This window comes from Siphonobacter sp. BAB-5405 (assembly GCF_002872335.1).
Classification (GTDB): domain Bacteria; phylum Bacteroidota; class Bacteroidia; order Cytophagales; family Spirosomataceae; genus Siphonobacter.
Window position 1 is genome coordinate 499113 of sequence record NZ_NJAG01000007.1, and the last position, 25127, is coordinate 524239.

The 25127-nt window shown below is 48.6% G+C and carries 29 protein-coding genes; all 29 read right to left on the reverse strand.

Going from position 1 to position 25127, the window contains the following annotated elements:
• Nucleotides 1-5 precede the first annotated feature (5 nt).
• On the reverse strand, nt 6-803 hold the full coding sequence (locus BWI97_RS28270) for a hypothetical protein (RefSeq protein ID WP_233207783.1): 798 nt from the start codon (nt 801-803) through the stop codon (nt 6-8).
• Nucleotides 800-1393 carry a hypothetical protein gene (locus tag BWI97_RS28275; RefSeq protein WP_233207784.1) on the reverse strand — a complete coding sequence of 198 codons (594 nt, stop codon included), beginning with the start codon at nt 1391-1393 and terminating at the stop codon, nt 800-802. Before BWI97_RS28275 ends, BWI97_RS28270 begins: the two co-directional genes overlap by 4 nt.
• Entirely contained in the window at nt 1393-6132 is a 4740-nt protein-coding gene (locus BWI97_RS08640) for a phage tail tape measure protein (RefSeq protein WP_102200713.1), read from the reverse strand. Before BWI97_RS08640 ends, BWI97_RS28275 begins: the two co-directional genes overlap by 1 nt.
• A gap of 64 nt (nt 6133-6196) precedes the next feature.
• On the reverse strand, nt 6197-6727 hold the full coding sequence (locus BWI97_RS08645; protein WP_102200714.1) for a hypothetical protein: 531 nt from the start codon (nt 6725-6727) through the stop codon (nt 6197-6199).
• Between the two features lies 1 nt (nt 6728).
• Nucleotides 6729-8765, reverse strand: coding sequence for a DUF5977 domain-containing protein (locus BWI97_RS08650; RefSeq protein ID WP_102200715.1), 2037 nt, complete (start codon nt 8763-8765; stop codon nt 6729-6731).
• Entirely contained in the window at nt 8762-9226 is a 465-nt protein-coding gene (locus BWI97_RS08655) for a hypothetical protein (RefSeq protein ID WP_102200716.1), read from the reverse strand. The genes BWI97_RS08650 and BWI97_RS08655 overlap by 4 nt, the downstream gene beginning before the upstream one ends.
• Nucleotides 9227-9285: 59 nt before the next feature.
• On the reverse strand, nt 9286-10314 hold the full coding sequence (locus BWI97_RS08660) for a hypothetical protein (RefSeq protein ID WP_102200717.1): 1029 nt from the start codon (nt 10312-10314) through the stop codon (nt 9286-9288).
• Nucleotides 10315-10339: 25 nt separating this feature from the next.
• Complete coding sequence (locus tag BWI97_RS08665) at nt 10340-11176, reverse strand: hypothetical protein (RefSeq protein ID WP_102200718.1); 837 nt, start codon at nt 11174-11176, stop codon at nt 10340-10342.
• A complete protein-coding gene (locus tag BWI97_RS27630) occupies nt 11173-11592 on the reverse strand; it encodes a hypothetical protein (protein WP_158242720.1) in 420 nt (139 codons plus the stop codon). The genes BWI97_RS08665 and BWI97_RS27630 overlap by 4 nt, the downstream gene beginning before the upstream one ends.
• Nucleotides 11489-11845 carry a hypothetical protein gene (locus tag BWI97_RS08675; RefSeq protein WP_102200720.1) on the reverse strand — a complete coding sequence of 119 codons (357 nt, stop codon included), beginning with the start codon at nt 11843-11845 and terminating at the stop codon, nt 11489-11491. The genes BWI97_RS27630 and BWI97_RS08675 overlap by 104 nt, the downstream gene beginning before the upstream one ends.
• Complete coding sequence (locus BWI97_RS08680) at nt 11845-12111, reverse strand: hypothetical protein (protein WP_102200721.1); 267 nt, start codon at nt 12109-12111, stop codon at nt 11845-11847. Before BWI97_RS08680 ends, BWI97_RS08675 begins: the two co-directional genes overlap by 1 nt.
• 298 nt (nt 12112-12409) lie before the next feature.
• The gene (locus BWI97_RS08690) at nt 12410-12952 is read right to left on the reverse strand and encodes a hypothetical protein (protein WP_102200723.1); all 543 of its coding nucleotides are present in this window, start codon (nt 12950-12952) and stop codon (nt 12410-12412) included.
• Between the two features lie 35 nt (nt 12953-12987).
• Entirely contained in the window at nt 12988-13752 is a 765-nt protein-coding gene (locus BWI97_RS08695; protein WP_102200724.1) for a hypothetical protein, read from the reverse strand.
• Between the two features lie 24 nt (nt 13753-13776).
• Nucleotides 13777-14025, reverse strand: a complete 249-nt coding sequence (locus BWI97_RS08700) for a hypothetical protein (protein ID WP_102200725.1) — start codon at nt 14023-14025, stop codon at nt 13777-13779.
• Nucleotides 14025-15008, reverse strand: coding sequence for a DUF6712 family protein (locus tag BWI97_RS08705; RefSeq protein WP_102200726.1), 984 nt, complete (start codon nt 15006-15008; stop codon nt 14025-14027). The genes BWI97_RS08700 and BWI97_RS08705 overlap by 1 nt, the downstream gene beginning before the upstream one ends.
• Nucleotides 14995-16317, reverse strand: coding sequence for a hypothetical protein (locus tag BWI97_RS08710; RefSeq protein ID WP_102200727.1), 1323 nt, complete (start codon nt 16315-16317; stop codon nt 14995-14997). Before BWI97_RS08710 ends, BWI97_RS08705 begins: the two co-directional genes overlap by 14 nt.
• Nucleotides 16318-16319: 2 nt before the next feature.
• Nucleotides 16320-16652 carry a hypothetical protein gene (locus BWI97_RS08715; RefSeq protein ID WP_102200728.1) on the reverse strand — a complete coding sequence of 111 codons (333 nt, stop codon included), beginning with the start codon at nt 16650-16652 and terminating at the stop codon, nt 16320-16322.
• Nucleotides 16653-16940: 288 nt separating this feature from the next.
• Nucleotides 16941-18506, reverse strand: a complete 1566-nt coding sequence (locus tag BWI97_RS08720; protein WP_102200729.1) for a hypothetical protein — start codon at nt 18504-18506, stop codon at nt 16941-16943.
• Nucleotides 18499-19020 (reverse strand): hypothetical protein, encoded by a 522-nt coding sequence (locus tag BWI97_RS08725; protein WP_102200730.1) that lies wholly within the window; start codon nt 19018-19020, stop codon nt 18499-18501. The genes BWI97_RS08720 and BWI97_RS08725 overlap by 8 nt, the downstream gene beginning before the upstream one ends.
• A gap of 73 nt (nt 19021-19093) precedes the next feature.
• A complete protein-coding gene (locus BWI97_RS08730; protein WP_102200731.1) occupies nt 19094-19966 on the reverse strand; it encodes a hypothetical protein in 873 nt (290 codons plus the stop codon).
• 28 nt (nt 19967-19994) lie between these two features.
• Entirely contained in the window at nt 19995-20717 is a 723-nt protein-coding gene (locus BWI97_RS08735) for a hypothetical protein (RefSeq protein ID WP_102200732.1), read from the reverse strand.
• Nucleotides 20644-20952 (reverse strand): hypothetical protein, encoded by a 309-nt coding sequence (locus BWI97_RS08740; protein ID WP_102200733.1) that lies wholly within the window; start codon nt 20950-20952, stop codon nt 20644-20646. The genes BWI97_RS08735 and BWI97_RS08740 overlap by 74 nt, the downstream gene beginning before the upstream one ends.
• A 53-nt stretch (nt 20953-21005) precedes the next feature.
• Nucleotides 21006-21182: a hypothetical protein gene (locus BWI97_RS27635; RefSeq protein ID WP_158242721.1), complete on the reverse strand. Its 177-nt coding sequence runs from the start codon at nt 21180-21182 to the stop codon at nt 21006-21008.
• Nucleotides 21183-21244: 62 nt separating this feature from the next.
• A complete protein-coding gene (locus tag BWI97_RS08745) occupies nt 21245-21625 on the reverse strand; it encodes a hypothetical protein (RefSeq protein ID WP_102200734.1) in 381 nt (126 codons plus the stop codon).
• A gap of 14 nt (nt 21626-21639) precedes the next feature.
• Complete coding sequence (locus BWI97_RS08750; RefSeq protein WP_102200735.1) at nt 21640-21897, reverse strand: hypothetical protein; 258 nt, start codon at nt 21895-21897, stop codon at nt 21640-21642.
• A gap of 3 nt (nt 21898-21900) precedes the next feature.
• Nucleotides 21901-22617, reverse strand: a complete 717-nt coding sequence (locus tag BWI97_RS08755) for a hypothetical protein (RefSeq protein ID WP_102200736.1) — start codon at nt 22615-22617, stop codon at nt 21901-21903.
• A 209-nt stretch (nt 22618-22826) separates the two neighbouring features.
• Nucleotides 22827-23696, reverse strand: a complete 870-nt coding sequence (locus tag BWI97_RS08760) for a hypothetical protein (protein WP_102200737.1) — start codon at nt 23694-23696, stop codon at nt 22827-22829.
• 85 nt (nt 23697-23781) lie between these two features.
• Entirely contained in the window at nt 23782-24273 is a 492-nt protein-coding gene (locus BWI97_RS08765) for a hypothetical protein (protein ID WP_102200738.1), read from the reverse strand.
• Between the two features lie 28 nt (nt 24274-24301).
• Nucleotides 24302-25096: a S49 family peptidase gene (locus BWI97_RS08770; protein WP_158242723.1), complete on the reverse strand. Its 795-nt coding sequence runs from the start codon at nt 25094-25096 to the stop codon at nt 24302-24304.
• Between the last annotated feature and the right edge of the window lie 31 nt (nt 25097-25127).

Sequence of the window (25127 nt, forward strand, 5' to 3'; positions counted from 1 at the left end):
TAATTTTAAATTTTCCATAATTCTACTTCCACCGGAATAATCTTTTGGTTTGTCTTCAGGGAAGCCTTCAGCGATCCCACCAGGTAGTTCACGCCTTTGATGTGAACTTTGTTCCGGAAGCTAAATACGGCCATATCCGCCGGCGTCAGGTAGATGGTTTTTCGGATCAGGAACGTATTTTCTTTGAAGCGTTCAAACCGGGAAAAACTCTTCCCTGGTAGGCTGTTTTCTCCCTGCCAGAAAAGCGATCGGTTTTCCGTTTGGGCCGTAGCCGTAGGTACCTCGTTCACCGGGTCATTCCAGAATAGAACCTTCGGCGTTCCCTTCGTATTACTATCCTTATTATTCGGGCTGATCCCTGGCTGGCTGGTGATGGCCAGCCCCGTTTCGGTATCGATCAGGTACGTAGAAAAACGAGATTTGATGGGTAAGGTAGATCCGCCTTCGTTGGCCGTGGTTTCCTTGGTGATGTACTTATCCATGTGCAACGGAATCGGCTTCAGCAAAGCGTCGTTTCCGTCGATCTCGTAGGAAAGCTCCAGGCGGTTGACCGTTTCCGGAAGTTTGATATGGGCCGGATTGGCCTTCGAAGTCCAGTCCAGCAGGGTGGGCAATTTCAGGATATCTTCCGCAAAATCTACCGTACAAATCCGCTTTCGAACATCGAAATCCAGATACAGATTAAAAAGCTTCCGAAGCTCCAGCAAAAGCCCGCCGGCCGTGACTTCCGGAAGGTGATTCTGAACCTTGATTTCATTGGCTCCATCTAGGGAAAACAGGTTTGCCAGAATGAGACGCGTCATATCGGGATCCGTGAAGTAGGATCCATCAAACCGCCAGCCCACCATTGGCCAAATTGATCCAAGAGCCAGTTTACGAAAAACATGGGTACCCTGGCCACCTGGGAACCCACTTCGTTGACCTGACCCGAAAAGCCTTCCACGGGCTGGTTCCCGTAAAAGCCTGGATTCAGAATTGTAGGAAAACAAAAGGCTTCAGGCGATACTATTTCCGTGGCAGGAATAGCCAGGGAGCCGAAATCAATCTCTGATAAATTGATCGTCTGGAGATCTCCGAAAATGTTTCCCAGATCCTGGGTGAAATACATCGACCAGCCGGCGGCGTTGGCTTCGGTTATCTTCACGTAACCGCGTTCTACCAGCTGGGAATCCACGTACTTTTCGCAGTAAAAACGGCGGTTCTTGTACCCTACCTGGGGATTATAAAAATGACCCATGATCCGCCGGTTTAGTGGCGTATCCGGAAGCGTAAATCCGTAGACCCGGCTTCCCTGGATCGTACTAAAATCCAGTAAGGGGTTAAACTTTTCGAGGGTGATGGCCATTCCGGGCGATAACTCCACGGAATGGCCTTCGATGCGAATTTCCAGCATTACTTCAAATTTGAGTCGCCAGCGACAACGTTGATCTGATTCATTACGTTTACAACGTTATGAACCGAAACGCTTAGATCTTTGGATGCAATCCTACCCAGTAGGCCGGTTTGGCCTTTGCTTTCATCTAGTAGGGCGTTAAGCGTCGTTGAAATGATGCCCAGCTGATCCACGGTCGCTTCGGTATTATCTCCGATGATCCCCATCATTTCCTGGCTGGCCTGGATCTGTTCGTTTGTGGCGGCCACGGTTCCGGACGGATCCCCATCGGCCCCTGGCACGTACACCCCATCAGCAGGTACGCCACCCCCATAAGAAGCCGCCGCCGCCGCCGCTTCGGCTTCCGCCTGGCGTTGCATTTCTTCGGCTTCAGCCTGAGCGGCCGCCGCCTGGGCTTCGGCTTCCTTCGCGGCCTTTTTGGCCTTTTTGGATCCAAAAAGGTACATACCCCGTTGAGCGTAGGGAGTTTCCTGAACGGATCCGATACCACCATCCCGGAAGATCTTCGCCCCATTGCGGTGAAGGCTGGAGTGAAGAAGCATATCGATCACCTTCCCGTTGTTTTTATACGTATCCCGCGAAAGGATCATAAAGGGCTCATCCCCTTCCATTTCTCCAACCTCCTGACCACTGACGCGATCCACCATTGAAATTCCTGCCTGGCCGTAGCTGGATCCGTGACGGGATCCGCGAACGACGCCGGCATTTTTTACGTATGAGGCTCCCCCCTTTGCAAAGCTGGGCGGCTTCTGGGATTTGATGATCCCGATCTGAATGGCGGCCATCGCGGCCGATACGCCTACCCCAATGAGGCCCAACGGGAAACCCATAATGGCCATACTTTTCAGGGCCGCCTGGGCGGCGTTTACCAGTGCCGAAGCGATTTGCAGGGTTTGTTCGCGTTTGAATGCCTTCAGTTTTTCGGCTTTCACGCGTTCGTCAGCGTCGGCATCGATTTCAGCGATCCCCTTTTCGTACTCCTCTTTGCTGATTGTACCGGCCTTGTACTGGGCATCCCAGCTTTTTAGTTGGGCCTGCTTTTCCTTTTCAATCTTAGCCAGCTGGCTTTCCAGGAACTTCTGGTTTACCTGCTTCAGGGAATCAATCACCTGGGAGCCTACTGCCAGGGTTTCCTGGCCCTTCTGGGCAAAGTCCTGAAGCTTTTGATTATTGGCGGCCGCGTCGTTCTTCAGTTTGTCACCCAGGAAACCCATGAAAGCGGAATAATCCCCCTGCATAAGCCCGTTAATGGCTCCGAAAAATTGTTCCGTGTTCTGCCGGCGGCGTTCCAGGTGTTCCTGATTAAGGGCCGTTTTTTCGTTCTGAAACTGGATATCTCCCGCCTTCAGCTGGGCACGTAAACGTTCATCAATCGCGTGCTCTGCTTTCGCCCTGGCGTCGGCGTCGGTGATCAGTTCCTGATTCTTCCGCTTTTCTTCATCGGCTTCATCCTGAAGCTTTTTCCGGTTGTATTCGTATTCTGCCTGTAGCTTCTGTTTTTTCGCCTCCAGAATAGCCTGGGAATTATTTCTGGCCAATTCCAGATTCAGATCCGCATTCGCCACCGCCGCTTTGAACTGGGAATCAAAAAGGGCATCGTTTGAAGCCTTTTCCTTCTGACGTTTTTCCTCGTTTTTACGAAGATCATTCTGGCGTCCTTCCTCGTTTGCCGTGGCGATATCCCGCTGAAGCTTTTCATTAATGAGCTTCAAGGCTTCCGCTTTCTGGGCTTCGTCTAGTTTACTGCGTTCGATCTCTGCTTTTTCGCGGGTTGCCTGGGCGGTCAGTTCAGCCACTTTCCGATCGCGATCATTCGTAATGGCCGCAATCCGGATCTTTTCCATCTGGGCTTCCAGGTCGGCTTCTTCCTTCGCTTTCTTATCTCGGAATTCCTTTTCCATTGCCGCCTTCTTCGTCTCATACGCCTGGTTAGCGGCGTCTTCCTGTTGACGCTTCAGAAATTGGGAAGCCTGGGATTCTTGGATCCGTTGGATCTCTTTATCCCGATCGAAAGCCAGCTGGGCCAGTTTACGCGTTTGCTCGTCGGCAATGGCTTCAATGCTGGCCTTCCGGATGGCTTCGTTCGCGTCCTGATTCGCCTTCTTTTTATCGTCTGCAACCTTCTGGGCGTGCTTTTGAGCTTTCTGTTCCTCTTTGCTCAGATGCTCGGTGTTGTCCGTGGCCATTCCCGCCAGTGCTCCCTTATTGGCCGCCGCCTGGTGACCGGCCGCCGCCTTCGCGGATGCGTTCGCCTGGCCGGCTTTCTGATCGTTGTGAGCCTTATCACCGGCCAGATCCGCCGCCCTGGCTTTCGTGGTTTCAGCGTCGTAAGCTTTGGTGAACGACGTACCGATTTGCTTTCCGGCCTGCGTAGCCTTATCCACCAGCTTATCGATGTGAAGAAATTCAGCGAATGCCTGGCCCACCTTCATCACGGTATTAATACCGGATGCAATCACATTCCACAGGTTTTGAACGGCCGTACGGATGGGCTGAATGGCCACACCCAGGGACTCCAGCCCACCGATGAAGAAAGAAGCGATGGCGGATCCGATCGATCGCAGGATCGAAACCCCGGCGGTCATATTATCCCATAAAGCCGAAAGGGCGGATTTTATAGGGGTAAGGTACCCGGCCAACGGGGATAGGGTTTCGGATATCCAGTCGCTGAAGGTATTCCATAGATCCGTCACGACGCCGATTCCAGTCTTCAGGGCGGCCCATAATCCGTTTACGATGCCCCGGAAGGTTTCGCTGTTATTGTAGGCATACATCAGACCGCTGGCCAGAAGCGTTAACGCGGTAATGATCAACCCGATCGGGTTGGCCTTCATGGCTACGTTCAAAGCATTCTGGGCCACCGTAACGGCACTGGTGGCAATGGCCCGCCCCTTTTCAGCGGCCGCCAAGGCCAGCGATGCCGTGGCCGCCGCGATGGCCTGAGCGTTAAACGTTACCAGACCGATGGCCAGCAGTGCCAGGGCGGCCTTATTGTCATTAATGAATTTTGGGGCCGCTTGGATCGTTTTAATAAACGCGACAAAGACCTCCCCTACTTTCAGGACAACGGGAAGCAATGTCTGGCCGAAACTCAGGGATAGGGCTTTGATTTCCTTTCCCATCTTCGCCATTTCGGCGGCCGCGTTGGTGTTCTTTTTGTTGAATTCATCCGTTAAACTGGTACCCTTCCGCATTTCTTCAGCGGCCAGTTTTTGCTTATCACGTACCAGATCCGTCTGATCCTTCAGAAGGCTCATCACCTTTGTGGCCTCCTGCGACTTAATACCCAGATCATCCAGGCGTTTAGTTACCTGATCGGTAGGAAGGCCGCGTAAACTTTCAGCAAGTTTGAGAAGGAAAGTATTCGGATCCGTATTGATCAGCTTCTTCATTTCCGTTTCAGAAATGCCCAGCTGCTCGGCAAACAATCCCGTAGCTTTTGCCGCTCCTAACAGGATATTAGACAAACCACCCGATGCAATTTCAGCCGTTAAACCCAATTCCTGGAAGGCGGCCCCTAAACCCATCGTTTCGCCGATCTGGGGGGATAGATCGCCCAGCTGGCCCATCCTTGCCGTAAAGTCAGCTACCACGGGGGCCGTAGCCGATCCGGCGGCCCCTAATGCGTTTAACGCGGATCCAATATCGTTGATGGCTTTGCCCGCTTCCAGATCCTTCGTTTCCTTGAAAAGCTTTTGAAGCCCTCCAATAGTCGCCGCTACTTCTTCCGCTCCACCCGAAAATTCGTCACCCAATGCCACCACGGCACGATCAACGGATTCCACGAAGCCCAGTACTTCGTTTTTAGCGATGCCCAGCTGACCCGCCACCACGGCGATATCTGCCAGATCTTCAACGGCCGTACGCGTATCGATCTTTTGGATACTGGCCACGAGTCCTTCTACTTCCTCGGTGGTCATATCGGTGGCCTTCTCAATATCCGACATGGCGTCAGACATTTCAACGGCCGAATTCACGGCTTCCTTTCCGAACTGTACCACTTCCTGAATGATATCTTCCAGACTGAAGGCCGCAAACGTTCCCAGGGCGGCTTCCTTCACGCGAGTCCAGGAAAGGGCGTTTTTGTCGTTCGTATCCCGGAGCTCATCCATTTCCTCGTTTACTTCCCCGATCCGTTCATCGACTTCGGCGATCTCCTTCATTTTGGCCACCCATTCGGCCGTACCTACTTTCAGATCCTTCAGTTCTTCATTCAAAAGCTTACTTTTCGCCTGAAGCTGATTCATGGAAGCGTCGTTCAGGTCAATGTTTTTGACCATCGATACCATTTCCTGATTCAGTTCTTCCTGGCGTTTCTGTAGCTCTTTGTAGGCGTCAGAATTCTCCAGGGCTTCCTGTTTGAGCCGGGCCATTTCTTTCCGGACTTCCTCCATCCGGGCTTCCGTTCGGCCGATCTCGTCCATCTTGGCGATCCATTCTTCAGATCCTGCCTTCAGGTTTTTTAATTCTCCATGCAAATGGCGGCTTTTTACCGTCAATTCTGTCATGGAAGCATCGTTGATATCGATGTTGTTTTTGAAGGATTTTAATTCAGCATTTACTTCCACCTGGCGGTTTTTAAGCTCCTTCCAGGCTTCTGACCCGACTTCGCCGGCATCCTTCATCCGTTTGAGTTCGTCGTTGATTTCTTTAGATTCGGCCTTCAGCGATTTCAGGGTTTCTTCCCCTTCCGTTCCATCGATCACCAGCTTGATCCGCGATACTTCCGTTTGATTCATGGCTATAAAAAATATGGCTTCCCTGCAAATTCAGGGAAGCCATAAGCCTATCATAGGACGCTGTTTACTCGGTTTTCTCCAGATCGTCGGCTACGATTTGCGTAACCATTTGAGCGTAACGGGTGCCTATTTTCTTGGTGGCCTTCGATACCGTTTTGACTTTACTCATATTATACCAGGTGCCTTTAAATTTCCGTTTTACTGAAGGCTCCTTGATTCGGTTAAAGACCAAACCCCAGGCGATTCGGGAAACGGCCCGATTAACGGTCGGCATCTTGCCTTTTTTATAGCCAGGTACGTAAGCAAACTTATCAACCCCGATTAAATTCACGTAGTCCTGCATTACTTCCACCGCCGGAGGGCCGTTTTCGTAATAGATGGATTTGAGATCTTTTAAACGCCCGTAGTCTTCAAAATCGATCGTTCCTTCTAGGTTCGCTTCTGAGATGATATGATACGTAAAACTATCTCTCAACTTCCCCGTAAGCACTAACCCTTTCGCCTCTAACGCACTTTTAAAGTCCCGGATCGCATCCTGAAGGATTTCTTCCAGTGAAGGCTGGAGCTCTTGAATAATCGTTTGCGGATCAGCCATTTTATAAGTCAATTACCTGAATGAAAAGTTTATCCCCAGACTTGAAGCCGCCGGCCGCCAGGATTTCCGGGAAGTCGTTGTGGGTATAGCCATCCTGATTGAGTTGGGAATTAGTACGTTCAAACTTCAGCTGACCATTTACGTACACGCGGTACGTCTGGCGACTGCCTGGGGTGCCATAGGTTCGAAATCTCCACCAAAACTGATTCCCTGCGATCGGGAAATTCAGATCATTCGTATTCTGGGGAAAAATATAGAATCCACCCGCCCCTTGAATATCCCAGCTATTTCCCATCGTCTGGCCTTCGCCGATATAGAATAGGGCCACTTTCGTGGGATCTGAAGCCCGGTAATGGAAATGGCCAGCGGGAACTTCCCAATCGTATAATTCGGGCTGGAGTATACAGGTACCGCGGATGTTGGCGTACTCCTGGGTATTCAGGCGGGCGTATTCGGCTTCCGCTTTGGACTGGGCATCTTCCTGGCTTAGTTCACTGCCAAACAATCCGGCGGAAACTGTGATAGTTGCCGGGCCGCCTACCATGCCACCGGTACAGTTCTTACGGGTATAGGTACCCGCCCGGGTGATGGCATTGTTCAAAAACGGCGTTGTTTCGCATTCGGCCGATTCGACGGGCGGAATGTAGCCAGGCGTACCTGGTACGTTGGCTTTGATGGAGGATCCGGGTACTTTAGAATTATCATCGATGTAGTACTGTTCCAAAAGCGTGGCCGCTTTCTTTCCGGTACGCTTTCCATTTCCATCCAAAAGACACGCCATCGCTTTCACCCGCCAGCCGGTGGCCCGAACGGGTAAATTCGAAGGATTCGGTAGGGCTGAAAAATTGGTTTCGTCATTGGCATAGCGGAACGTCAGGGTACGGCCGATCAGATCTTCATCGTCTACTTTTCCCCGCAAACTATCCGTGGCCGGTACCAGGGGAATGAAAGCCCGATCCGTGACCAGGTAAGCTTCTTTCGTCAGAAGTAGATCTTCCAGATACCGAAGCTGTTCCTTCGTTAGCCAACCCGTGGCCACCGTTAGTTCTCGTTCACCCGTTACGGTATTAATTACGGTTTCTGAGTAACTAGGCAGGTATTCCCAGCCATTGAAACGATCGGAAAGAAAGCGGCTTACCTTCAGGTTTTCATCCCCTTTTCCGACCAGGTACAACGTATCATAGCCCCCCAGGGAATTGGCAAAGATCACAAAACGCACGTTCCGCCGGTATTCCTGCTCCAGTCGGTATTCCCTGAATTCAGAGATCCGTTCATCCTTTTCATTGGTCAGCCATACGCGGTACGAAACCACGATCTTTTCCTTCTGATCCAGCCCCAGGGCAACCGGCCCCACCGGCACGCAATGAACCGCGAACGGGTACACATTCATCAAGGCTTCATTACATCCGCTTTCTTCGGATCGATCATTGTAACGCACCTGGTAGCAAACACGCAAATTTTGCGGAACGGGCGATGTATTGGTAAGAAAGTACAGGAATTCAGGCTGGGCTGGGTGTATCGTCTTGACAACCGGCGACCAGGTTAAAAACCGCCGATTTTTTCCCAGAAACTCGGTGAAGAAAAGATCCTTATACGCGGAATAGTCGCGTTCATTGATTCCCGCTTTGATGGCATACTGAACGGGCTGGGTAAAGGAATAAATTTCTTCGTCGTTGTTTTCGATCGAAAGAATGCAGTAATACGGCGTTACCAGGTTACTCAGAACAGATATTTTTCTTTGCCCGAATTCGGGGGCTTGCCGCTCCAGTAAGGCTTCCAGCTGTTCCTGAATCTCGAAGAACGCACCCTGAAATAGTACGGTGGATCCAGTTTTGGATGGCGGGATTTCAGCCCCTTCCAGCCGGATCAGTTCTTCAAACTGATTGGATAAATAGGATCCGGGAAGCATCACGGTACAGAAATAACGAAGACCAGATCGATCTGGGTAAGCCACTGGATCAGCGGCCTCGATATTCACGACGATGGGATTCAGTGCCAGGCGTGCCGGCAAGTACGAAAGGATGGCCAGCTTATTCATACAACTAACAGGGGGTTAATGTTAAGTTCCAAGGGGATTTCCATACGCCAACCGTAGTGCGAATCCATCCATAGCTGGTTTACGGCTTCTTTTTTTATCTGGTTCCAGTCGAAGTTCAGTTCCCCGCGTTTGCGATCCTTCTTCATTTTTGCCTGAAGGGAATGCAGGATCTGAAGACTTTTCGCATACGCCTGAATCTGGGCGTCAAAATCGTCCAGATCCGCATGGATCAGTACTGTAATGCCGGTATGGTAGATTTCATTGAAGTGGCTGGCGTCATTATCCAGGGATTGAATAATGGGCTGTTCCAGCCATACGAAGGGGTAAGCGAAGCCAGGCTGGGAAACAGCATAGGTAGCCCCCTTTTCTACAGATCCGAACGTGAAGAAATTTACGTCCGGATGGGCATCAGCCCAGAATTTAAAGTAATTGATGTACGAAACGAGATCGCCGGATATCATAGAATGAGATTTTTTCTATGAAATATCCGGCGACAAAGTTCTCTCTAGTAGGACAGCTTTTATGACTTTTTAGGTATTAAGTCGGTAATACTTTTTATTAAAGCATTGTTGTTTTCCTTATCAACTTTGGATTTTTCTATATCTAAGGTAGTTTCACCTTTTTTCAAAATAAAATTTCTCTCTGCTTTTGAAAAATCATTCAATATATTTGATATATCTTTCTTTTCTCCATAAGCAATTGCTAATTCCAAGGCAGTTAACTTCATTTCAACACTCGTCAATTCATTTTGATAGTATTTAATATCATTAAGCGAAATTTTATAGAGCCTTAAAAAGAAATAAGCAAATATCTCAACGAAAACAACCAAAGACAATCGTGGAAGAAAACTAAATGCTACACTAATTTTATCTGGATTATTTAAATTAATATTATTAGTGTAAAACCAAAGTAAACTTAATGCCATCATAGTTATAATAACTCCAATAGCCAAGTTAGAATTAGCTCGTCTATCTAGTTTATAAATTTCATTCCTTATCCTTAATTTGATCTCATCTAAAGAAATGTAAATTCTATTATAACTCTTTGTTTTTACATTAATTAAATCTTCTGATATATGCTTTTTTAAACTTTCAATAAAAGAATCGTCAATTTCACCTTTTATTTTGTATATAATTTCTTGAGATAAAGCTTTCCGCTGTTCTTCATCAATAATTGGTTGATTTATCGAACTATCAAGATTAGCTTGATCAATGTTAGATAATATTTTTTCTTGATTACCATTAAGAAGCGTAAGAAGTTTTAAAACGTCATCTATTGAAGCTTCACTAGCTTCTCTTAAAAAATCCATTGTTATGTGCTTACCATCTAAATATTTCAGCAACAAATAACCAACTGGAATAGCAATAGAAATTGCTGCTAATAAAGCCCCATATGGACTTTCTGAAAATTTAATAAATGGCTCAGTTAACCATACTAAAAAAGTAGTTTTTTTTTCAGAATATGATCTAGATAATGTATATAAACTAATCAAACCTACTAAACAACCCAAGAAGTAAGGAATAATATTATTCCAATTAAAACCTTTCATAAATCTAAAGTGTGAATTAAGACAATTAATTATTAGCAAACATATTATATTTTTTTATTTTCATACTACTGTCTTTAAGAAAAATCCAAATTGTATGCCCGTTTTGCTTACATACCTTCTCGAAGTCGCCAAAGGTGCCTGATTTGGCTACTTCCATGAGTGTAGTTATTAAGCCTTCACCGTTCTGATACAGCGGTTCTTCTTCGCTATCATCATCGGAATAAACGTCCCGGTATTGTTTCAGGAAATTGCTATTCATCCATTCAAAGTAGTACAGCATACCCATCACGACGCCAGCGGGCAAATTGCCTTTTTCGAACTGGCTGGCCCGCTCCTGAGCGATTACGGTATTGTATTCTTCACGGATATCACCATTCCATTCCGTCGAAGTTTTGAAAGCTTGAAGATCTTTGCGTTCCGGGCGGCAAAGCGTGGCCACCAGCTGATAGATGGCTTTAACGTTCGGATTCTTTTTCCTTCCAAAGGCCAAATACTGAATGTTGGCCATCGCAATTTCAATGGCAGATGTATTGGCGTAGCCAGGATCCGGAAGAATGTACTTCACTTCCTGAAACAAAAATGAAGTGAAGGGTTTCTTCTTAATTTCTTTTTGTTTCCAGATCCAGCTGGTTAACCTAGCTAAACGAAGTCGGTCTTCGATTTCTAGGGAAAGCGTAAGTTTTGCAGGGGCATTGAGAATGGAAAGAATTGTTTTCCATTTGATTCGAGCCCGTTCCCCCACCCGAAGGCTATCCATATCTACCAATCGAAGCGGTAAAAGCAGAAGAAGCTGTTCTGAAGTACATTCTTCCCAGGATTCGGGCACCTGAAAAGTTTGGGTTCCTATTTGTACGTTTCTCATCGGAATGCAGTTGAAATTTTCCAAACCACTATTCCCGCCGTACCTAATCGCCACAGCCAGACTTCCCACCGGGCGGCCCGCTTTTCCTTACGTTCTTTCTCGGTTTCCTGGTGGCTTTCCATCAGCGAATTCGTAAGGGCTAATTCCTTTCCCTGGCTAGTACGAAGGGAATTCTCCAGGTTGTTGTTTTCGATCTCACAGCCCTGAAGCCGGCCGCGTAGATCTACCACTTCCCGCCGGGCCATATCACCCTTCACCAGATCCTGGTGGATTCGTTTTACGTTCCGGATATACTCCGAAGTAATGGCGGAACTATCGGCGGTACCGCTCGTTGATTGCCCGCATAGATTCCATATCGGTAAAATGGCTAATAGAATCCAAAGCGATCTTTTCGCGAAGCTTGTAATTTTCTTCATGGGCTTTCAGGATCTGCTGATCCTTAAGTTTCAGTTGTGTGGTGTAGTTGATCGAATCCTGGTAAGCCGTAGCCTTTTGAGCCATCCGTAAAAGTTCGGTACGTTCATCCTGGCATCCCTTCAATTCCAGGCCCTCTAACCAGGATGTAATCAGCCAGGATACAAAAGCCAGAAGGATGGCCCCGACCACTTCAAAAAGAAATCGGCGGCCATCCTTCTGAACAAATGCAATGAGGGAAATGAGGCCCTTCATTACTTCCTTTCCTGCTTTGCCTTCAGAGCGTCAAAATCTACCGTGAAGCTGGAAACGGCGGCAATTGCCGCACCAATCCAGCCCACGATCGTACTGGCCTGAGCTATCAAAGCCGGTACACCGTAGCCGGCGGCCGCCAGGTTTTCCTGGAAAATCGACAATCCACCCACCAGGGCGGCCACGATGGCCCCAGCGTACATCAGGGGTTTAAAAAACTTGGAAGTGGGGGCTGTCAGCCGCTGGGCAATACTCAAACTTGGATTCATAAAAGTGGAATTGAAAGGGTTTGAAAAGGTACTGGGGTACTGTCTTGATCAGGCACGCCTGGGGGGTTCTGTAGGTGGCTGGGGTGGTGGGTATGGCCCTACCCTACCATATTTCACTGGATCTTTCAGATGTACCCGGTCATGTTTGGGCCATTCAGGTGTGGAAGATCCAGCATATCGTTTGGTTGGCCTCCAACCGTTAAGGGCGATCATGCCGGAAAAGATGCAATGCCAGATAAAGGCTCCCAGAATCATGAAGGCGATACCGTCCTTCCAGTTCATGGCTTCGATCACTTCACTATTTGGCATTTTTTAAAGCCTTTAAGGTTTCAAAGTATGGGGTAATGTGATTGACCATCAGCTTTACGTCGCGAAGCCGCCGGCGTACCATGTACACCCCGCCCACGGTTCCCTTTCCGCCCGTGGTATTAAATCCGATGGTTTGGATGTATTCGGCGTCCGGATCCCACGATCGGGAAGCGTAGCCTTCGACGTGGCTTTGAAAAAGGCTTACGCCATCCATCAGCTGGGGTTTCCTGCCGGTTCGCTGGTTTCCCCTGGCGGATCTCCGGTAGATGATTTTGGATTGATCACTAAACCAGCTGAAGACCGCCCCAGGGGCCGCGATGGGAAGCCTTACGCCATTGGCCAGGTGGCACCAGTAAAGGCCCGATGCACAGTAGAAAGCATTTTTTGGAAGTAGGATCGCCTGGTTATACTTAGTAATATCCCGATGATCATTCCGGTTTGTCCGTTCCCGAACGTGTAGCTGGCTTTTCGCCGTATCGAAAACCGCCTGGCGAAGGGCGTCTTCCGTTTTGAAGTTAATGGAAGCCCCCACCCAGACTTTATTTTTGGTGGGGGCTTTCGTTTGTGCTAGGGCTTGACCAGGTGCGATAAAGCCAAGTAAAGAAAGAAGCCCAAGATAATAGAGCCGGTAAATTTGATTCGTTCCCATGCGGTGATTTCCTCTTTAAATTCTTGCCAAATATTCCGCCCGTATCCGAAAATCGGTAGGACGTAAAATCCGACAAAGGGAACCACTAAAAGCACCATAATCAGGGCCGTAGGAAGATCTGAAAACTGAACCAGCTTTTCAAAGAAGAACTTCTGGATCGACGTTTCATCGTAGGGCTGAAGCTGTTTATCAAACGGAAGCGATTTATTCATTTCCGTGATCTTCGCCTGATAGCCGGTGAAAGAATTGTAACACAGGAATAAAGCCAGCACAATACCAATAATCTGATAAATGGCCATTTTTCCGTGGGTAAATTGCCACCAGGGCGTTTTTTCGGCTGGGGCGACTTCGGCCGGGTTCATGCCCAGCTGGGCGGCAATTTCGCGGGCCTTATCTTCATCCTGGCCAGCGAGTAACAAAAGGCGGCGTTTTTCGTCCGGATCCGTGGTCTGGCGGGCTTCTTCCCGGAAAAATTTAGCATCCTTCAAACGGCCATCATACTCTTTGAGTAGCTGGTTTTCCTGCTCCATACGGTCGCGTTCCCGTTGCTGGGCTATTTGCTCCAGGCGGGCGTTTGCCTGGGCGGCCATTGCCTGGGCTTCGGCTTCCTGAGCGGCCAGATCTGAAATTTTGTTTAAAGGAATGACGGGGGATCCTTGTTGATCAAAAGGTAATGCTGACATGGCTTTGAAAACATTTAAAGGGGTTTATGAAAAGAAAAGGGCTTTGCCGGTCGCGTAAAGCAGGTACAGGAATAGACCCACGATCAGCAAAAGGGCGATGGCTCCCACGCCCACGGCTGGCCACCACAGAGCGGCCGTAACCGTAGCCCAGGGTAATTCTGCAATGGCCGTGATTCCGAAAAGCTTCAGCGTGACCAGAACGCCCGTAATCAGGGCTAAAAAAAGAGTTATTACCAGGATCGTGGTAAAAAACCGGATTAAGTGCTTTTGCATTAGTAAAGTGCGAAATGGGGGTTTCTGGGATCGTTTTTCGGGCGTCGGTTTTTCCGTTCGTTGGGATCGGTATACAGTCCGGAACTGAAGTATTCCGGAAGGATCGTAGCCGATGCCACTTCATTCATATACCGCTTCAATTCGGCCGCTTTGTCGTTGGCCACGTTCATCGATTGAACCATGATCGCATTCAGCCGCGTGGTACCCAGGGCGTCTTCGTTCAGGATCCCGTCGGTTTCTGATACCAGGCGGAAATCAACGTTCAGATTCAGGTAGGGAACCGCCTGAGCAAAGCCAAACTGTACTACCATTTTTCTGCAAAGGCTAAGTACCTTCCGCTCTTCCGTGGTCAAACTGGAGCCTGGCGTTTTCAGCTTTCCCATCAGGGCTTCGTACAAGGCTTCGCCGATCACTGGCTGAATGAATTCTTCTTCCGCCTGGTGATAGTATCCCCGAATGTTCAGATAAAGCCGCCGGCTTCCCTGAAGGGCGGGAAAGTAAACCGTGGCTTCGGTAGCTGAAGCAATCATCCGCCCACGGTTTTGGGTATACGCTTCTGAAGTTTGCCAGGTTGGGAATTCGGATTCGAACTTTTCCAGGTATTGTAAAGCCCCTTCCAGATACCGATCGGCTTTCGCGGCCGCGTCCTTGGTGGCCGCCACATACATCCATTTACCCATCGCCTGAGTTTGGGAGGGTGTAGCCACTGAGATCCCGATATCACCAATGGAAAGTACCAGCTGGGGGAATCCGTCTACGTAAGCAAAAAAGGCCAGTGCCCGCTGAAGCATTTCGATCAGTTGCTTCTGTTTAGGGCTGGGAGCCGTTACCGTGGTTAACTGATCGTAAAGCTCCCAGCCGATGGCGGGAATGATGTACGAATGTTCCGCCCCAGCCACAAAGGGTTCCCAGGTTGCCCAGTTCATCGTTTTCTGAACGCCGCCCAGGTGTTTTTTTACGGAAGCGATATCATTGATCAGCATCTTCTTTTTCTTCAGTTGGTGGTGAAGCCTTTTTATTTTGCGTAGTTCCCCCTGGTGTCACGTCGTAGGTATACAGGGAAATGTTCCGGATATCAAATCGAGTTTTCGTATTCCACCCGTTGATCTGTTTAGCCACATAAAGCAACTGAAGTAAAATCAGACGATCGGCGGGCGTTAAAAACCCTTGCTGGTAATTGGCCGCCGCTTCCAGTTCTTTCCCGGATCCGCCTAATTTGCTACCCGTGGCCACGCCACTGAGTACCGGGATGAAGCTATGGCCGGAAGATTGTACTTCATTAGCCGTATTGAATAGACCCGTATACGCATCATCCGACATCGGATTTTTAATCGGCGTTACCCGAACGCCTGGATACTCCTTCCCCCCTATCGTTTCATTTTTGTGGAACGTGAATAGAACTTTTTCAGCGTTATCGATACCGGCGAACGTATCCCCCATTTGCTGAAGAACTTCTTCTTTCAGTGCGTCCTTTTCTTCCTGGGTAGCATTATCCTTTTCAAAATAATCATCCGGGATGGAAATATGGTACTTGATATTGTAGCCATTCAGTAACCCATTCTTATGGAATTCAGGGATCATATTGGCCACCGTCATCCAGGCTTCCGTACTCCACCAATCGGCAAACGAATAGAAATCCTGACCTGGGATCCGCTCTTTGATATGAAGAATGGAAACGGGGAATTTGGTAGGGTTCGCTGGATCATACGCTGGGATCTTCTGCGTATCGGCATCCTTGAAGTCAGACGTTCCAAAGTTTGGATTGATCAGAAACATCGAAGGTTTCGATTCCTTCTTCTTCAGCTTCCGGATCCGCACTTTAAAGGCTGATATCACTTCAATAGCCGCCAGCTTTTTATTCGTATCCAGGGTAAGTTTTACAAAGCCGTTACCGCTGAAGGAATATTCCAGGGCAAGCGTAATAAATTCAATATCAAAATTCACCTGATCCCGCCAGGTATCGAATTCTTTAGAATATACTTCTTTGTAAAGAGTTTTTCCCGTCCGGTCGATCTTCCCCTGGTGGGTGTAGACACCCCATCCCACTAGAAAATTCCGGCGGGCTCTGATCAGTGGCCAGGTGTTCGGGCTTGCCGTGGCCAGCTTGTGCATTCGGGCCAGCTGATCATTTTTCTTTCCCCAGGGAACGTAGGTATCATCCTCATTGCCGGTCGAAGTTTTGCCTGAATACGCGGAATCCTTTTCGCCGAAGGTTACCATCGCGGCCGAAGCCCCCTTCACCCGTAAGGCGTACACGTTGCTGGCCAGCTTTCTAAAATGCTTCTTCGCCATGATCAATAATTGTGAAAGATTTTATATCCGTTAAAGCCCACCATCAATTCCACTTTGACTTCAAAGGGGTGTTTCTCTAGCTCGTCGTAAAGAATGAGCACGCCGGCTTTCGTCATGTTTCGCTGGATGGAACTTAGATCCTTCTTCTCCAGACTTTCCGGATCTTTCACCTTTGTGGGATTCTTTTTCACCTGCTCTTTGTAGCAGTAGGATCCATCCAACTTTCGAAACGCCAGGGAAAAGACAGTCCCAGCCTGTTGGATTTGGTGTAGTACGGTTTTGAGGGTGATTTCTCTGGCGTTGGTTAAGTCCATTCCCTTGTTTGTAAATGACATTACAAGGATAATCGACCGTTTTCAGGGGGTATAGGACGGGTTTTTCTACGAATTGCCAGGGGTAAAAACAGGGTTTTGCAGTGAAGATTTGAGTTAACAATCTGTCAACCAATCTCTTAATACCCTGAAAAGTAAATTTCGATGGATTTCAAACACGATTGACTCGCCCGCCCTTTACCGGGGGCGGCAATTGCCATCTTCAAAATGGAATATAAAAAAGGATCCTGGGGGGGTATGGCCCGCCAGGATCTGAAAGAATCTGTCTTGATTTGCAGCGGATGCCCCTCTTTATCTGGATCTATGAATGTAGATGTGGTTGCGTTGGCCCTGCCGGCTGTCGGGTAGCTGCTTCTTATACTTGCCCCACACCAGGTAGTCAAGGGCATCGGTGCCATCGGTGGCGTACTCCCTTCCGATCGTCACGCGTTCGCTCTTCTTGTTCTTCTTGAAGTCGCCTTCGACGGGTGCCTGTTGCATGGCAATGATCAAAGGTTTGTTCGTGTTCTTATTGAACCGAAGCCTTGTCGTACGATCGGACTGTTCAGAGAGTAAGTGATTCATCAGGATGTACTTATCCTTATGACTGGGATAGGTGAAGCGGGTGTACTCCCTTCGTACCTTCCACCCTGCCTTCTCCAGTACCTGGCAGTACTGCTCAAAGAAGGGCCGGTTCTCTACGCTGGTGGTGGCCGATGTAGACTTCCCACCTGGATCCCCCCATACAGCCACCTCTTTCTTTGGGTGATGCTGGAAGCGGTTCACAAAGTGATCAGCCAACTGTACCACCAGGTTCTTATCGATGCCAGGCGTGGGCTTCTTGAACTGGCTTTCAATGATGCGTAGTTCCGCCCCTACTTCCTGGGCTACGATCTGCCAGCAGATAGCCGCGTTAAAATCCAGTGATGTTTCCAGTAGTATATCTTCCCGATAATCATTTGACTTATGCAGGTGAAGTTTTGTCTTATCGTCAAATTCATATCGATAGGAAAGATCAAAGCAATGTTTCAGGGTAGAGAAGCCAAAGTAAAAGCCATCTGGCCGCTGGCTGGTACGCTTATTCCATACTTCCACATCCAGGGTAATCGGATCCAGCAGGCTTTCCAGGTTCTTGTAATACCCTTCTGGTAGTACGTCCTTATTATCTTCCCAGGTACTTTCCAGGAATAGGAATTCGGGGGGTGTTTCCTTCAGCTGATCATTCGTCCAGTTGGAGCGGGTAGATACTTCTTCCTGCCACTTACTTTCCGTTTCGTAGATCCACATACCCTCACTTGTCCAGGCCGCTGAAGAAAAATCGTAATAGCACAAATGCAGGGGATGCTGGGAAAAATTTGCGTAACGGTTAGCCCTTTTTGCCGGTAGAATTACCGTGTTCATAAACTCCTGTTTCAGGGTGGCCGATTCATCCGCCAGCACGCCATCGGAGTTAATACCCCGCTGACTATCCGGCCGATCCTGGCTTACCAGCTGAAGGGTGAAACCGTTAATGAAACAAATGCAGTATTGCCACCCTCTTTTCCCTGGGCTTGAATAGGGCTTCAGCCATCCGTCGGGCGGTTGCTGGCCAATCACGTAAACGCCCCAGGGCGTGGCCTTCGAATACTCGACGTACCCCATTCGGGCCAGGGCGTTCTTTGCTTCCGGAAGTACGATCAGATCCAGCTGAACGTACGTAAGCCCTACGAGCACAACCTTCGCCCTGGGAAGGTTTTCAAACATTTGACCAATGACATTGCCCAGGGTAGTGGTTTTCCCACTACCCCGCCCGCCCTGGAAGGTCTTTCGTTTCGCCCGCGATCGTAAGAATTTGATCTGTTTGGCGTTGGCGTAGATGTGTCGTACCTGCTTACTCATCTTCCGCCATCCGGTTACTTTCCTTGAGAATATTGATATTCTGCTGGTACACGATCTTCACCGGCCGCGTAAAGGCGTCAGAATCCCATCCCACCTTCTCTTCGTCGTGAAGGCCATCCAAACGATCGGCTTTTTCCCAGGCTTTGGTGGCCGCGTCGATATCGCCCTGTTGGCGGGCCAGGTTGGAAAGAAGCCGAAAGTATTCCGCTGAAGCGATTTTCTTTCCCTGCTTATCGGCCGTTTTCACGCGGCCATAGATGTACAGGGATTCCGAAACGATGTAACGGGCCTGGCGTTCTAAAATGCCGTAATCTTTCATCAGCGTGGAAATGACCATATTATCCGGTCTTCCCAGGCTCATCAGAGACCAGGCTTTCCGGTATTTCTCCAGCATTTCCATACTTTCCCGATCCAGGGCGGCATTTTCGTAATAATAAGCCAGGTACTTATCCAGCTTATTTTCGTCTACCTTCAGGGCTTTTTGCATCCGCTGAAGGGCTGTAGTTTTTGCCATAAAATCAAAAGGGTTTCAGTATTCTGGGGGCGAGAATACTGAAACCCTTCGGGCAGTAACAGGACGTAAATATTTACTCTTTGGAGGAAGAATCTGAAGTATTATCCTTTGAATTCTCACTTTTCCCACCCACCGGCTTACCAACCAATGCGTAAAACTCAGAGGTATTTTCTTTTAAAATCTTATCAAGATCTTTCAAAATCACGGCTAACTCAAGTGCACGGCTAGTCATTTTCTCATCTTCGAATTTAAATATTCTAGGTATATAGGTGTCTTTGGTATACTTAATTTGCTCTAGCATTACAGTCGATGCATTCGTCCCAAATTTAGGCAATGAATTTTTAGGCTCTCGAGACAGCTTTTTACAGCATACTATAGAGTTTTGCAAAGCTTTAATAAGATTAAGTTTAACAACCTTTAGTGAAGGCTCATCTTCTGTAAGTGGAATTGCGATACTGTAAAACTTCACAGCGTGAAGGTTAAACTCCACTTCACCATATACATTAAATTTACTGTTCAGTGGGGTATTTTGAAACACTAAACCCATATTAATACAAAATTCGCTATTTAATTCTTTTATATCCTTTTTGGCTAAGTCAATCATTTCGATGACCTCTTTTTTCTGTTCTTCGTTCTGATTTTCAATACTTTGGAATCTAGATCTGAAGTAACCCCATGATATAAAACCTACTAGTGCAATTATCGTAGTTATTAGAAATTCAAAATGAGTGCCTTGTCGATCTACTGCCAATGCATAATAATCTTCCTTAGCTCTGAAGTAATACAATTCTTTATTTAAAGAATCATTAGTCTGCTTGAGTGCTTTAAACTCTTTTGAAAGCTGATTAATTTGATACTGTATAGAATCATTGCCCGTTTGTTGCTTTTGAGAATATCCCAATACAGGCAACAAACAGGCAAAAAACAGGGAGAAAATAAACCGCATGATGGTATGGATTACGTTTGCCCCTAAGTTAATTCAAAGAAGACATTTTCGAGCGAGCACCAGCCACCTGAGCTTCCAAAAGGGCAACCTTTTGAGCGTAGTGGGCTTTCCAATTTTCTTGCGTGGCCGTGGCCAGCTTCTTTCGAGCTTTTGAAAGGTTGGGAAGAAGCGAATCCTTCAGGATCTTATTGATCTCGTATCGATCAGCTGGCAAGTTCTTCAAAAACGCTTCTGAGGTCTGGGGGGCGGGTGTTTCGCCCTGGTCTTGCGGTTCGGGATCCGGAAGCTTTCCGTTTTTCTCCAGATAAGCGATCTTTTCCCCGATTTCGTTTCGCTGACGTTTATACGCCTGGATTTCGTCCACCTGCTTCTTAATATTCTGCGTTGGTGGGAAATTGGCCATCTGATTGGAACGTAAACACATTTGCTTGTGAGCTTCCGCCCTTTCAATGGAAAGATTTTCCATCAGCTGGGTAAACTCACTTACTTTCATTACCGGAACGTTTTCAGGTACCGATGCAATCAGCGGCACCACGGCGGCCGGCGGCGTTTCAGGCGTTACTGGAGCCGATGGAACGGGCGTAGGCGTAACGGGATCCGGCTCGGCCTTAAATTCCTTCAGGGCGTCGAAAATCTGCTGGGCTTGATCCAGTTCTTCCTGAGTGGCCAGGTTTCGCTTAAAACGGGTAATAATTAGATCCAGATTCGCCTTCGCTTTGATCTTCTGGATCCTCCATTCGGTATGATTCATCGTCTAAGAGTTCTACGGGGGTTAATTGAATGAAGGCGTCGGTAAAGTCGCTTACTTTTTGCTTCATATCGGAGGCTTCCAGGTATTCGATCGGCTGATAGAATTCTGAATAGTTTAAGCCGATGTAAATACCCATTTCTTCCAGGTAAGCCGAAAGGGCTTCCTGTAATTTGATGGGATCAATATCGGCCGACAGCAAGTGAGGCGTTAACGCGGGTAAGGTGATCGAAAGCATGGGCGTGATAGTAAAAAAGGCCAGCTGGGTATCGCTGGCCTTTTTATTCTGAATTACGATTCTTTGGAATAGCGATCTTCCAGGGTAGCCCGTTCATCCGGTTGCTGGGTATTCTCCAGGGTACGAAGAAGAGATTTTGCTTTCAGACGCTCCAGTTCAGCGGCCGCCTTTTCACGGATCCGTCGGCCACGTTTTTCTTCTTCAGTTTCTTCGACTGCAGCCTGTTCCAAGACATTGAACTTAGTGCCTGTAAGAATCGCTTTGATCCGATCCTTTAGGCTCAGGGAATGTACTATGGGTTGGTTTCCGGTTTCTTTCGATGATTCTTCTGCCAGCCCCGATTCATCGCTTTCCAGTTCGTGCGAACCTTCGGAATCCGAATCATCTTCGGGCACATCGCTAGGGGCGGTTTCAGATCCATCTTCAGCTCCATCGGCTGGGGTTCCGTTACCAGGTAATTCTGTAGATCCAGCATGATCTTCCCCATATCCTGCTGGATCAGGGCTTCCTGGATCTCCTGAGCCTTCAGAAACGCCAGTTCCTCCGGTGTCAGGGGTATTTCTTCCAGATTCTGAATCAGTACGGGCTGATCCAGTTGATCCAGTAGATTCGCTATCGATAGCGGCCCCAGAAGCGTCGCCGCCGATTGGCCGATCAGTAAAAAGGTTTTCATCGCTTTGGATCGGTTCAGCTGTTACTTGCGGCGTTGCCACTTGGTTTTCGGTTACTTCCGGACTTGGTGCCGGATTTGCTTTCTTTTTGGCCATTGGATTGGTTCACTGGGGTGGCTCTGACCTTTTTAAAATACTTCTTACCTGGGCCGGCCGCGATCAGAATTTCGGCCTGTTCATCGGTCATCTTATTGGAAAGTGTGACCCTTTGCCCATTTATTAAGTGATCCACGCCCCCTTCCGGAACGTGGATCAGTTTGTACTTGATCAGCATACGCTAGGCACCTTCTTCAGCCGTGGGCACTGCATTGGAAAGCAATGGCAGGGCGGCGGCTACTGCTGGAGCCAGGGGAACAATGCCCCACATGAATCCATCCTGTTCGCCTTTTGCCGTAAAGCCACGCTTATCGTTACCCTTCGAACCCGATTTAAAGCCGGATTTAATGTACAGACCATTATCAGAAGATCCAGCCAGGGCCAGCTGGCCATCGTTGAGTTCTGCGACGATTACCGAAGACGTATTCAGGTGTTTACGCATTTCGGCCACCAGCTTTTTATTAAAGCCCGCGATGGCAAAATCCACCGTGTGTTTATATGACTGATAACCGGCATCCCCGCCGCCATCATCCGCGATCTGGAACGTACCATCCGGGAATTCATATTCGGCGAATTTCTTTCCGTCTTCCATTACAGGCGGATTGATGATTTCCCCGTTTACGATATCGCCTTCTTTGGGCCATACGCCCTTGATATCCTTGCGGGCGACGATGTACAGGTTTCTGGTACCGCCGGGGTTTGGCGTGCCTTCGCTGGATCCGTCGATGTTAACAAGGCTAACTACAGACATTCCGATGATCACATGATCAGGCGAAAGAAAGGATCCGGCATCGCCCATAAAAGCCGGAAGGGCGGCGAAAAGGTGCTGGGGTAACACCATCACCAGGGCAAAAACAAAGGCCGCAAAAGCGAATTCTTTGAAACTGAAATTTTTCATTTGTGTACGTGAAAACTTGAAAAGTGAAGCGTTAGAAAAAAACAGAATGAAGACCTGGTACCGAACGAATCCGGCACCAGGTACAAGGGGGAATTAGATGGAATCACTCGTCCAAATCTGATCCGGGCGGGCAATACCGGCACCTACCTGGCCATCCATGATCCAGGCGATGGAACGGGTACGTTTTTCGTAGTCAACCTCCAGGTTGTTCAGCTTCCTTCTTCGTCGTAGAGATACACGAAGTTGTTTCGCTTGGTGATAATCGGGCGATTAAAACCAGACAAACCAGGCTCAACCACAAACTGAATGTTCGTCCCTACGATGTGGCCTTTTTCCTGGCTGGTATTGTAAGGAAGACTACCGTGTTTGGCTTGGAAATCCAGTTCGTAGGCCGTCTTGTATTCGCGTGCACACACGCAAATCAGCTGATTGGAATACATCTCCTTATCTGGGATGATATCCAGAACCTTTTGGGTTTCAGCCACGGCATTCGTACGGGTGATGGGTGCCGTATCGGCAATGTTACCCGCTGGGGTTTCACCTTCAGAAATGCACAGTAAAAGCTGTGTTTTCAAACCATCCATTACGTCCAAAGGCGTTGTATTGGCCTTATTGTATACCCCGTTCCAAAGCGATTGTACCCGAATATCTTCCTTCGCCTGGCGGACAATATCGCGTTTGATGTACTCTTCTAAGGGCACTACTTCAGGGTCAATTTTCTTAGCCCGGCATTCGCCCAGATAGCTTTTGTAAAGGGCGATGATCGTTTGGTGATCGAAAAGCAAATCGACTTTGATAGGGCGAATCTTACCAATCCGGGGTTTGATGTTTACCGCGTCCGTAGTAGGATTAAAGGTGTTTTTCGCACCTGGTTGTACGACACTGCCGATCTGCAAGGAAGACAGAACAACTTCATCCATTGCGGGCATCATTCGCATATAGTCCGCGATGGGAACGATGGGCGATCCGGGGATACCTTCCAGGCCGGGAATGAAGGTTTCTTCGAAGATATGCTCTTCGTTATCGCGGGCGTACATTTCCAGCGATGCGGCCAAATCTCCTAGTTTAAAAGAAGCCATTAGAAAAAAAATTAGTGGTTGCGAATGCGTTTGTTAGAATTGGAAAGGCGAATGTTTAAAACATTCGCCGGAAGCGTTAGGACGCTTATTTCTTGCCCTGGGCCTTCTGATTCCAGGGTTTGGATAGTACCGTGGCTTTTACAGAATCCTCTTGTGAACGGGTCGTTTCGTCCTCTTTGGCTTCGATGCCCGCCTTTACGGTGTTCTCATACCAAGCCGAAAGCGTGGCGAACTGAGTCTTGTTTTTACGCCACAGGCTGGCGTCCTTTTGAAGCTTCTGGAGTTCGGAAGCATTGATGGAAATGTGGCCAGGCTGAAGCGTATTTGAAGCCTGGTTTCCGGTTTCTACTTCGTCCACTTCATCGGCTAATTCTTCCGGTACTTCCGCCGATTCGTCGGTAGTTTCTTCCTCAGAAGATTCTTCTTCCTCGATGGTGATTTCTTCTTCTTCGGAATCTTCTTCCGGGGTTTCTTCTTCCTCCTTTTTGGCCTTCTTGCCTTTTACTTCGGGGGCCGTAGTTTCCTTCTTTTCTTCTTCAGCCTGTTTGCGGGCGAAGCTTTTGAGTGACTTTTTCATGGATATAAAAGATTAATTGGTACGCAGATTAAGCGGCCTGTTTGGCCAGTTTGGCGGCCTTTGCGATTGCATCCCCCAGGAAGCCGATACTATCAGCCATCCCCAGTTTGATAGCATCGCGGCCCATGTACATTTTGCCCGTGAAAACGTTTTCATCGATCTCAGGGCGACCGGCTTTCACGGTGGCTTCGAATTCCTTCCGGATCACGGAAAGCACGGCTTTGGTTTCGTTCAAGACCGCGTCAGAAAGGGGTTCAATGGAGTTGAAAAGGGCTTTGTCCTCGGATCCGGTAGCCCTTACGATGGTGACTTTGTAGCCCTCTTTTTGGTAGGCTTCGCTGGCGTCTACGTGCATGGCCAGTACACCAATGGATCCCACTTCGCTGGAAGTCTTGGATTCCATCATAATGTGGCTGGCCTGGCTGGCGACCCAGTAGGCGGCACTGGCTGCCATACCGGCAACCCAGGCCACCACGGGCTTTTTGCTGGTACGGATCACTTCGCCCAGGGCTTCGGTACCATCGACCTGGCCGCCAGGTGAATTGATTTCCAAAACGATGGCTGAAATGGTGGGATCGTTGTTCGCTTCAATGATCCAGGAAGCGTAGTCTTCGGTACCGTACGAACAAAAATCCCCGTATCGGCTCATGGTGCCCATGATGGGAAGGACTACCACGCGGCCTTCATCTTCCTGGTTACGGCTGGAGCTACGGCCAGCGGAAGCCGCCGAAATGATGCTAACGAAGTACGGATCCGGTCGGTCTTCCTCGATCATTACCGCCGTTTTGCCGGCCGCCAGGCGTTGCATAACGATCAACGCCATACGATCGTGAAAGCTGGGCTCAAGTGCCCAC

Bases quoted from the DNA above. Each gene is read 5' to 3' on its own strand.
- BWI97_RS08675 (WP_102200720.1), bottom strand. From the start codon at position 11,845: ATGAAGGGCCTCATTTCCCTCATTGCATTTGTTCAGAAGGATGGCCGC.
- BWI97_RS08760 (WP_102200737.1), bottom strand. From the start codon at position 23,696: ATGGCTTCTTTTAAACTAGGAGATTTGGCCGCATCGCTGGAAATGTAC.
- BWI97_RS08665 (WP_102200718.1), bottom strand. From the start codon at position 11,176: ATGAGAAACGTACAAATAGGAACCCAAACTTTTCAGGTGCCCGAATCC.
- BWI97_RS08700 (WP_102200725.1), bottom strand. From the start codon at position 14,025: ATGCAAAAGCACTTAATCCGGTTTTTTACCACGATCCTGGTAATAACT.
- BWI97_RS28275 (WP_233207784.1), bottom strand. From the start codon at position 1,393: ATGCTGGAAATTCGCATCGAAGGCCATTCCGTGGAGTTATCGCCCGGA.
- BWI97_RS08720 (WP_102200729.1), bottom strand. From the start codon at position 18,506: ATGAGTAAGCAGGTACGACACATCTACGCCAACGCCAAACAGATCAAA.
- BWI97_RS08725 (WP_102200730.1), bottom strand. From the start codon at position 19,020: ATGGCAAAAACTACAGCCCTTCAGCGGATGCAAAAAGCCCTGAAGGTA.
- BWI97_RS08640 (WP_102200713.1), bottom strand. From the start codon at position 6,132: ATGAATCAAACGGAAGTATCGCGGATCAAGCTGGTGATCGATGGAACG.
- BWI97_RS08755 (WP_102200736.1), bottom strand. From the start codon at position 22,617: ATGAAAAATTTCAGTTTCAAAGAATTCGCTTTTGCGGCCTTTGTTTTT.
- BWI97_RS08740 (WP_102200733.1), bottom strand. From the start codon at position 20,952: ATGCTTTCGATCACCTTACCCGCGTTAACGCCTCACTTGCTGTCGGCC.
- BWI97_RS08735 (WP_102200732.1), bottom strand. From the start codon at position 20,717: ATGAATCATACCGAATGGAGGATCCAGAAGATCAAAGCGAAGGCGAAT.
- BWI97_RS08770 (WP_158242723.1), bottom strand. From the start codon at position 25,096: ATGGCGTTGATCGTTATGCAACGCCTGGCGGCCGGCAAAACGGCGGTA.
- BWI97_RS08645 (WP_102200714.1), bottom strand. From the start codon at position 6,727: ATGGCTGATCCGCAAACGATTATTCAAGAGCTCCAGCCTTCACTGGAA.
- BWI97_RS08650 (WP_102200715.1), bottom strand. From the start codon at position 8,765: ATGAATAAGCTGGCCATCCTTTCGTACTTGCCGGCACGCCTGGCACTG.
- BWI97_RS08715 (WP_102200728.1), bottom strand. From the start codon at position 16,652: ATGTCATTTACAAACAAGGGAATGGACTTAACCAACGCCAGAGAAATC.
- BWI97_RS08750 (WP_102200735.1), bottom strand. From the start codon at position 21,897: ATGCTGATCAAGTACAAACTGATCCACGTTCCGGAAGGGGGCGTGGAT.
- BWI97_RS08705 (WP_102200726.1), bottom strand. From the start codon at position 15,008: ATGCTGATCAATGATATCGCTTCCGTAAAAAAACACCTGGGCGGCGTT.
- BWI97_RS08695 (WP_102200724.1), bottom strand. From the start codon at position 13,752: ATGTCAGCATTACCTTTTGATCAACAAGGATCCCCCGTCATTCCTTTA.
- BWI97_RS08660 (WP_102200717.1), bottom strand. From the start codon at position 10,314: ATGAAAGGTTTTAATTGGAATAATATTATTCCTTACTTCTTGGGTTGT.
- BWI97_RS08765 (WP_102200738.1), bottom strand. From the start codon at position 24,273: ATGAAAAAGTCACTCAAAAGCTTCGCCCGCAAACAGGCTGAAGAAGAA.
- BWI97_RS08710 (WP_102200727.1), bottom strand. From the start codon at position 16,317: ATGGCGAAGAAGCATTTTAGAAAGCTGGCCAGCAACGTGTACGCCTTA.
- BWI97_RS27630 (WP_158242720.1), bottom strand. From the start codon at position 11,592: ATGAAGAAAATTACAAGCTTCGCGAAAAGATCGCTTTGGATTCTATTA.
- BWI97_RS08680 (WP_102200721.1), bottom strand. From the start codon at position 12,111: ATGAATCCAAGTTTGAGTATTGCCCAGCGGCTGACAGCCCCCACTTCC.
- BWI97_RS08730 (WP_102200731.1), bottom strand. From the start codon at position 19,966: ATGCGGTTTATTTTCTCCCTGTTTTTTGCCTGTTTGTTGCCTGTATTG.
- BWI97_RS08745 (WP_102200734.1), bottom strand. From the start codon at position 21,625: ATGAAAACCTTTTTACTGATCGGCCAATCGGCGGCGACGCTTCTGGGG.
- BWI97_RS28270 (WP_233207783.1), bottom strand. From the start codon at position 803: ATGACGCGTCTCATTCTGGCAAACCTGTTTTCCCTAGATGGAGCCAAT.
- BWI97_RS08655 (WP_102200716.1), bottom strand. From the start codon at position 9,226: ATGATATCCGGCGATCTCGTTTCGTACATCAATTACTTTAAATTCTGG.